Below are 7,583 nucleotides of genomic sequence, written 5' to 3'. Positions count from 1 at the left end.
GATGGTACTGCTGTGCAAGGTGGGAGAGTAGGTCGTTGCCTGATTTTATCAAACAACTATAACGGTTGTCAAAGCCTCTAAGAGTAATCTTAGAGGCTTTTTTGTGTTTAAAATGATTTAGGATCATGCGGAAAATCTGGGGAGCATCGAGAAAGAGTATAATTTAAGCCTGTCTGCGCCGATGGTAGACTGGCCGTCCGCCTGTGTGCAAGGTGGGAGAGTAGGACTAGCCGTCCCCGTAGTGCCTAGCCGACGGCGCCTGATTTTATCAATAAGCCTGAAAGTTATAAGAGACCTCTAGGGTTAATGTTAGAGGCTTTTTGCGTTTAAGGTGTTTTTAATACCTTCAATGAAAAGTGTTAGGATGAAAAAGAAAGAATGTCCATCGTGTGCCATGGATGTTGATAGGAGCAGTAAAGTATGTCCTATCTGCGGTCACAAGTTTGACCAGTACTCCCCTGTGGTTAAATGGACGGCTATATTCCTGGTGCTTCTTTTTTTTCTCTATTTGATTATGTAAGGTATTAGCCAGAGATTTTAAATGAGGTCATGCTGATGGGCCCCCACGAATCATCATTGAAAAATGAAATCTCATCTTTTTGTTCCTGCAAACCCAATATGTAGAGCATTGGCAAATAGTGCTCTGGTGTGGGAATAGCCAGTTGGGCTTCTTTCCCCAGAGATTGATAGTTGATTAACGGGGCATGATTTCTATCCGATATGAGGCTCTTGAATTGAGTATTGATTGATTCCGTCCAGTCATATTTGGCAAACATGTCATTCCAGTTGACGAGGCGGAGGTTGTGTACCATGTTACCACTACCCAAAATAAGCACGCCCTTTTTTCTCAGGGTAGCCAGTTCTTTGGCCAAGTCGTAGTGCCACTGTGGCGACTTGAAGTGGTCTATGCTCATCTGGATAATGGGGATATCAGCATCCGGGTATATATTTTTGACCACACTCCAGCAACCATGATCTAGTCCCCAATGGTCGTGGTCAAACAGGATGTCCGTTTTTTCAATGAGTTTTTTTGTTTCCTCCGCGAGTTCGGGGCTGCCAGGCGCTGCGTATTGAACGGCAAATAATTCCCTGGGAAATCCTCCAAAGTCGTGAATGGTTTTTGGGTGTTCCATCGCCGTTACAAAAGTACCCTTTGTTTCCCAGTGCGCTGAAATACAAAGGATAGCGGCTGGCTTCGGTAGCTCATAACCAAGCGAGTGCCACCCTTTTGTGTACGCATTTTCTTCAATGGCATTCATTGGGCTGCCATGCCCAACAAAAACTACTGGCATCTTTTCTGAAGCCTTCAGTGCTCCGCTAAACTTCCTTAGGTCATTCAAGCTTTTCATGGCGACGGAATTGGTTGGTGGTTCTTAAACGGCTTTTGATGTATATACATGAAATTACCTTGATTGGTTCCAGGCATCTTCAACATAAATCACTGACCTGTAGCAGATTAATATTTCTAGTAACCATTGGCCTGAAATGAAGTCTTTACTAAATTAACAATGCATTGGGCAAAAACTCTTCTGTTGATTCATCAACAGGCTTTTTATTTTTTGTTTATCAGGACTAATCAATCATGGTTAAAAATCTCATTATGGCTTCGTTTAGAAGCCTGCTGAAAAACCGTTTCTTTTCGGCACTCAACATCATTGGCCTTTCAATTGGTGTGGCGGTTTTCATGTTAATAGCTCAGTACGTACACTTTGAGCGGAGCTACGAAAATTTTATTCCAGAGGCCGATAATGTTTACAGGGTCAAACTTGACGTGTTCAGGAACGGTGAACAGATAATTTCTAGTGCCGAGAACTATCCTGGTGCGGGGCCTGCATTTCTTCATGAATTTTCTGAAGTGACAAATTACGCCCGTCTCTACAATTTGGGCTATAAGAACAATGTCATTATCACCTATACGCCAGAGACAGGCGAACCGGTGGCTTTCAAGCAACGTAGGTTTCTTTATGCTGACTCCTCATTTCTGTCGTTGATGGGATATGAGATGGTGTCAGGCGACGCTGCCACGGCATTGGCTGAGCCCCTTAAGGCCGTGATTTCTGAAACACAGGCGAAAAAGTATTTTGGGAACGATAATCCTATCGGGAAGTTGATCCGGATGCAGGATGATGATTTCAACAATGAGCTTTGTGAGGTGACTGGCGTTTTCAGAGACCTTCCTCCAAATACCCATCTAAAGTTTGATGTGCTTTTTTCCTATAAAACATTATATGCAAGAGGAGAATATGCTCCCGGGCGATATAATACCAGTTGGGCTAGAAAGGATATGTACACTTTTGTAAAGCTAAGGCCCGGAACCGACCTGGAAGCACTTGAGACAAAATTTCCTGCTGTTGTTGATAAGTACAAGCCGAAGGATCAGACCATAGCAGTGGAAGATAAACTAAGTCTCCAGGCACTGCAAGATATTCACCTTCATAGCAATTTAGCGGATGAGCCGGAGACGAACGGTGATGCGGATATTGTTTTATTTCTCGGCTTGATTGGTGTTTTCGTTATCATAATTGCATGGATTAATTATGTAAACCTCGCAACTGCCAGAGCGATGGAGAGAGCCAGAGAAGTAGGCATCAGAAAAGTAATGGGGGCTTATAAAAATCAACTTATTGCTCAGTTTATGGTTGAGTCGGCCATGGTAAATCTGATTGCAATCGTTCTGGCGTTAACCATTTCGCTGGCTTGCCTTGGTATTTACAACAGTGTGTCAGGCTTGTCACTTACTGCCTCTTATTTTGTGTCAGGCTGGTTTGTTTTGATGGTGACAGCTGTCTGGCTAGTCGGTACTATTCTTTCGGGCTTCTACCCTGCTTTTGTTTTGTCGTCGTTTGCTCCGGTTGAAGTTTTAAGAGGAAAGATGGCGACCAGTCAGCGTGGTGTCGTGCTCAGAGAGGGGCTTGTTCTGCTCCAATTTGTTGCCTCGGTTTCACTCATTGCTGGCACCTTGATTGTGTTTAATCAGCTCAACTACATGACGAGTCAGGATATCGGAGTCAATATCGATCAGGTACTTGTTGTTGAAAGGCCGGGTATCTCACCCAGGGACAGACAAGCCTTCAATTCTTCCGTCGACGTGTTTAGGAACGAGATAAAGCAAAGCCCCGCTTTGAATGCTGTTAGCGCGACGGCGACGGTTCCGGGGAAGCAGAGGGATTACATAGTGGGTGTGAAAAAATATGGAACGTCGGACGACAACATTGTGCCACTGCGTTTTAATAGTATGGATTACGATTATCAGGATGTCTTTGAACCCTCTCTGATAGCAGGCAGGTACTTCGCAAGGGAATTCACGGCAGACCAAGACACTTCGGTTATTATTACTGAGTCGGCGGTGTCACTGCTTGGCTTCAGCTCTCCGGCCGATGCAGTGGGCAAGTTTGTTGACATACCAGGGTTTCAGTGGGCACCCAAGATAGTGGGTGTGGTGAATGACTATCATCAGAAGTCATTCAAGAATGCTCTGGAGCCAAGTATTTTCTACTGCACATTATATGGCGGGGAGTTTTATTCCGTGCGGCTGGTAACGAATGACTTGCAGGGTGCAATTAAGGAGGTGCAAGAGGCATGGACAAGGTCATTTCCAGGCAATCCCTTTGACTATTTTTTTCTTGATGACTACTTCAATGCACAGTATGAAAATGAGCGAAAGTTTGGCAAGCTTTTCACCACTTTTGCCGTGTTAGCCGTGCTGATAGGCTGCCTTGGCCTGCTTGGCCTGGCTACTTTCACTGCGCAGCAGCGCACCAAAGAAATTGCGATAAGAAAAGTGCTCGGCTCGAAAGTGGCGGGTATCTTCTTTTTGCTACTAAAAGACTATCTCATCATCATTGGAATTGCCATTGTTGTATCTGCTCCGATTGTTTATTTTCTCATGCAGAACTGGATCAACGACTTTCCTTATCAAACGGAAATCAGCATAGATGTATTTGTACTAGCTGGTTTAGCCGTGTTGGTGATTTCTGTACTTACAGTTAGTTTCCAAACGATGAAGGTAGCCACGGCCAACCCTGTAAGATCGCTGAGGAATGAATGAGAAAAGCAGTTGCCTTTTTCTGCTGATGCAGCATCTTTTTAAGATCATTCGTATTTTGAGCTTCCATTAAAGGAAGCTCAAAAATTATGAAACGATTTCTACTGCCTCTCTTGTCTTTATTAGCCTTTGGTTGCTCTCAAAATGAAAGCGGCACGCAGGAAAGTAAGGAGGAAGTGCCGAAGCCCAATATTCTTTTTATCATGTCCGATGACCACGCTATGAAGGCTATTAGTGCCTATAGCAGGGAACTTATCAGGACGCCAAATATTGATCGAATTGCTCAGGAAGGTGCGCTGATGCGAAATGCCTTTGTTACAAACTCCATCTGCGCTCCGAGTCGTGCGGCCATTCTGACAGGAAAGTACAGCCACCTGAATGGCTTGAGAGACAACCGGGATGAGTTTGATGGCAGTCAGATGATATTTCCGAAGCTGCTTAAATCAGCGGGTTATCAAACCTATCTGATAGGGAAATGGCATTTGAAATCGAAGCCACAGGGGTTTGATTTTTGGAAGATACTTATTGATCAGGGAGAATATTACAACCCGAGACTGGTTTCAGAAAATGACACCACTGTCTTGAATGGCTATACCACTGACGTGATTACTGATGAGGGGCTCTCGGTTCTGCAAAGCAGAGATAAGTCAAAGCCTTTTGTCATGTTGCTGCAGCACAAGGCCCCACATAGAAACTGGCAGCCAAACATCAAACATTTGAGGCTTTTTGAGGAAGATTTGCCTATTCCGGCGACGCTGTATGATAACTACAAAGGCAGGCAAGCCCTGGCTGAGCAAGATCAGCAAATCACCAATATGTGGCTGTCCAACGACCTTAAATTGACGCCAGACTATTATGAAGAAGAAACCGGTACAGGTGGCGTTGTAGGCAATGCCAATCCAGAAGCCTCCTACAAAGCTATGTTGGATAGGATGACTCCGGATCAAAGGGTGCCCTGGGACGCTTACTACGACTCCGTTGGGTTGGCTTTCAAGTCGGCTAATCTTTCCGGAAAGGAGCTATGGGACTGGAAGTACCAAAGATATATCAAAGACTACCTGAAGTGCATCGTGTCTGTGGACGAAAATGTTGGGAGAGTGCTTGATTACCTTGAGGCGGAAGGACTGGCTGAGAACACCATTGTTGTGTACACGTCGGATCAGGGGTTTTATTTGGGCGAGCATGGAATGTACGACAAGCGGTTTATGTACGAGGAATCGTTCAGAACGCCTATGCTTATCAAATACCCAAAAGGGATCAGGTCAGGAATGTCTATTGAGGAGTTGGTGATGAATATTGATTTTGCGCCGACTTTTCTTGACTACGCTGGTGTAGAGATACCAAAAGAAATGCAGGGCCTGTCAATGCGACCTTTGTTTGAGACAAGGGGTGAAAGACCCGAATGGCGGGAGTCGGTATACTATCATTATTATGAGTATCCTCATGGCTGGCACAAAGTAAAAAGACACTATGGCATCAGAAACTACAGGTACAAGCTTATTCATTTTTACCATGATGTCGACACCTGGGAGCTGTATGATTTACAGCAAGATTCAGAGGAGATGAATAACCTCATTGATGATCCAAAATATGGGGACGTAGTTGAAGAGTTGAAAGCCAGACTGATGGAAAAGCAGATTGAGCTGAACGAACAGCCCGAGATCATTGACTTAACACGGGGTGAGGAGTTTATAGGCGGAGATCGATTATAACTCTGTCCGGAGCGTGAGCTAAACTGAGTGGGTGGTAAGGCTGATTAGTTATTGTAAAGAACTTCCATAGCCCCAAGGAGGTAGACCAAAGGTGCGTTCCAGTTAATGGCGATTTCGTTGGATGCATAAGAACAATCAGCATCTACAAACGACTCGTCGGGAATATTTGAAGGGTAGCCTTCACAGCCATCTTGTTGTCCGGGGTTGGGTCCGCCGGAAAGCAGGCCGGGAACAGGCTCGTCTATCCCATCGGCGACTGACGGTCGGTGGTGAGGATGCATTGGGGTCTTGTCGCCATGGCCCGTTACAAAGGAATACCCGGTTGCGTTTCTGCCAAGCAGATAGTCCATGTTACTAAGGGCCCCTTCCAGGTACTTTTTGTCGTTGGTCAATCGGTAGGTTTGAAGCAAAGCCACACCCTGGTTCGCAGCTACGGCACTGCTACCCCAGACAAAATCTTTTTCCAAACCACCCATTACCGTTTGCCAGGCGGCTGACCCATTTAATAACCCGTCGGCAAAATTTATCAACTGAGATCTTAAAGGAGTTACTTCCGAAAAGCTGGTGTGCGGAAGTTTATTGATAAAGCGGGCAAGCGAATAGTAGCCCATTAATCTCACATTTCCCCAAGAAGGTAAAGACAGATTCTCATCAGGAAAGAGGTTGACGGCGGAATAGTAGGCCTCGTCACCTGTCGAAATATAAAGCTCACAAGCCGCCCAAATGAACTCGGCACCTACTGATTTGTCGCCGTAAGCTCCGGTAGTTATATCGGGATCGTAGGTCTTGTTCATTTCATTTTGACTGTAAAGCACTTCCGGGTTTTGCTGTGCCCACTTCCACGCCTTTTTGGAGGCGGTCAGACAGCTGTCGGCAAGGCCAGGCAGCTGAGATTCGAAGTTTGCAAAAATCCTGCTTGCTTGAGCGGTTACGGCAGCGAAATCCAGCGTGGCGGCGGTGCTTTTTTGCACAACCCATCTTTTGTTGGAAGCGTTTTCAGGCATCACCATACCCTCAAATTTGGCCGTGGTCAGTTTATGGTAAACTCCACCGTCGGTGTCTTGCATCCGCAGCATCCAGCGAAGATTCCATAGCGCTTCGTCAAGAAGGTCCGGAATATCATTGTTGCTTTCAGGAATATTCAGATCAATCTTGCCATAATACGCTGGGAAGTCTTCATAAGCGGACAGTAAAGTACCCATTGTAATGCCGCTGTTGACAATGTATTTATTATAGTCTCCGGCATCGTACCACCCTTTGGGGGCTGACAGTTTGAAACCGGCTGGCCTTTCGGATGTTGCCGCAGAGGGGTGTACAAAAACTGTAGTGTCGGGGTGGCCACCTGCTCTGGCCCATTTACCAGCATAAATTTCCGGCAGGTCAACAGACATGCGCTGGTAGTAAAAGCCTTTTATGGAAGCTTTGCTGACTTCATTCAGCACGTTCGGCTCTATTTCAAAAGGATAGGAGTCGGCCAGGCCAGCCGCCTGAATGACATAGCTACCCGGCCTGTCGAGTATGGTGAAATCGGCGGCACGAGTGGTGTAATTGCCAAATGAGGATTGGTTCGGCTCACCCAGCTGTCCTTCAAAAACTGCCTTGTTTGAGTTCAGGTCAACCACAGTGAATTTCTCAGCTGTTGCACCTCTAATGATGGCGATTTTAGGAGCGCCAACGTAAAACCCAATTTGGTTAAGGTAAATGCCAGAGCCCTCGGCAGGCTCTGACGTATTTTGTTGCTGACAGGCGAAAGAAATGGCCAATAACAAAATAAGGCTAAGGACACTTCCGGCGTATTTCATGTAGTTCCTGTTTTCAGGGACGAA

The 7,583-nt window shown here is 45.8% G+C and carries 4 protein-coding genes; 2 read left to right on the top strand and 2 right to left on the bottom strand.

Going from position 1 to position 7,583, the window contains the following annotated elements; all coding sequences use genetic code 11:
- Positions 1 to 524: 524 nt before the first annotated feature.
- A complete protein-coding gene (gene ygiD, locus RIG68_RS18885; protein ID WP_350125777.1) occupies positions 525 to 1,349 on the bottom strand; it encodes a 4,5-DOPA-extradiol-dioxygenase in 825 nt (274 codons plus the stop codon).
- A 251-nt stretch (positions 1,350 to 1,600) separates the two neighbouring features.
- On the opposite strand from ygiD, the gene RIG68_RS18880 reads away from it, so the two are divergent.
- Both RIG68_RS18880 and RIG68_RS18875 read left to right on the top strand, forming a co-directional pair.
- The gene (locus RIG68_RS18880) at positions 1,601 to 4,048 is read left to right on the top strand and encodes an ABC transporter permease (protein WP_350125774.1); all 2,448 of its coding nucleotides are present in this window, start codon (positions 1,601 to 1,603) and stop codon (positions 4,046 to 4,048) included.
- 86 nt (positions 4,049 to 4,134) lie between these two features.
- Positions 4,135 to 5,757 carry a sulfatase family protein gene (locus tag RIG68_RS18875; protein ID WP_350125771.1) on the top strand — a complete coding sequence of 541 codons (1,623 nt, stop codon included), beginning with the start codon at positions 4,135 to 4,137 and terminating at the stop codon, positions 5,755 to 5,757.
- Positions 5,758 to 5,801: 44 nt separating this feature from the next.
- On the opposite strand, the gene RIG68_RS18870 is transcribed toward RIG68_RS18875, so the two are convergent.
- Positions 5,802 to 7,559 (bottom strand): glycoside hydrolase family 9 protein, encoded by a 1,758-nt coding sequence (locus tag RIG68_RS18870; RefSeq protein ID WP_350125768.1) that lies wholly within the window; start codon positions 7,557 to 7,559, stop codon positions 5,802 to 5,804.
- Positions 7,560 to 7,583 lie beyond the last annotated feature (24 nt).

The organism is Imperialibacter sp. (genome assembly GCF_040222385.1).
Classification (GTDB): Bacteria; Bacteroidota; Bacteroidia; order Cytophagales; family Cyclobacteriaceae; genus Imperialibacter.
This window is presented reverse-complemented; position numbering and strand designations above follow the sequence as displayed.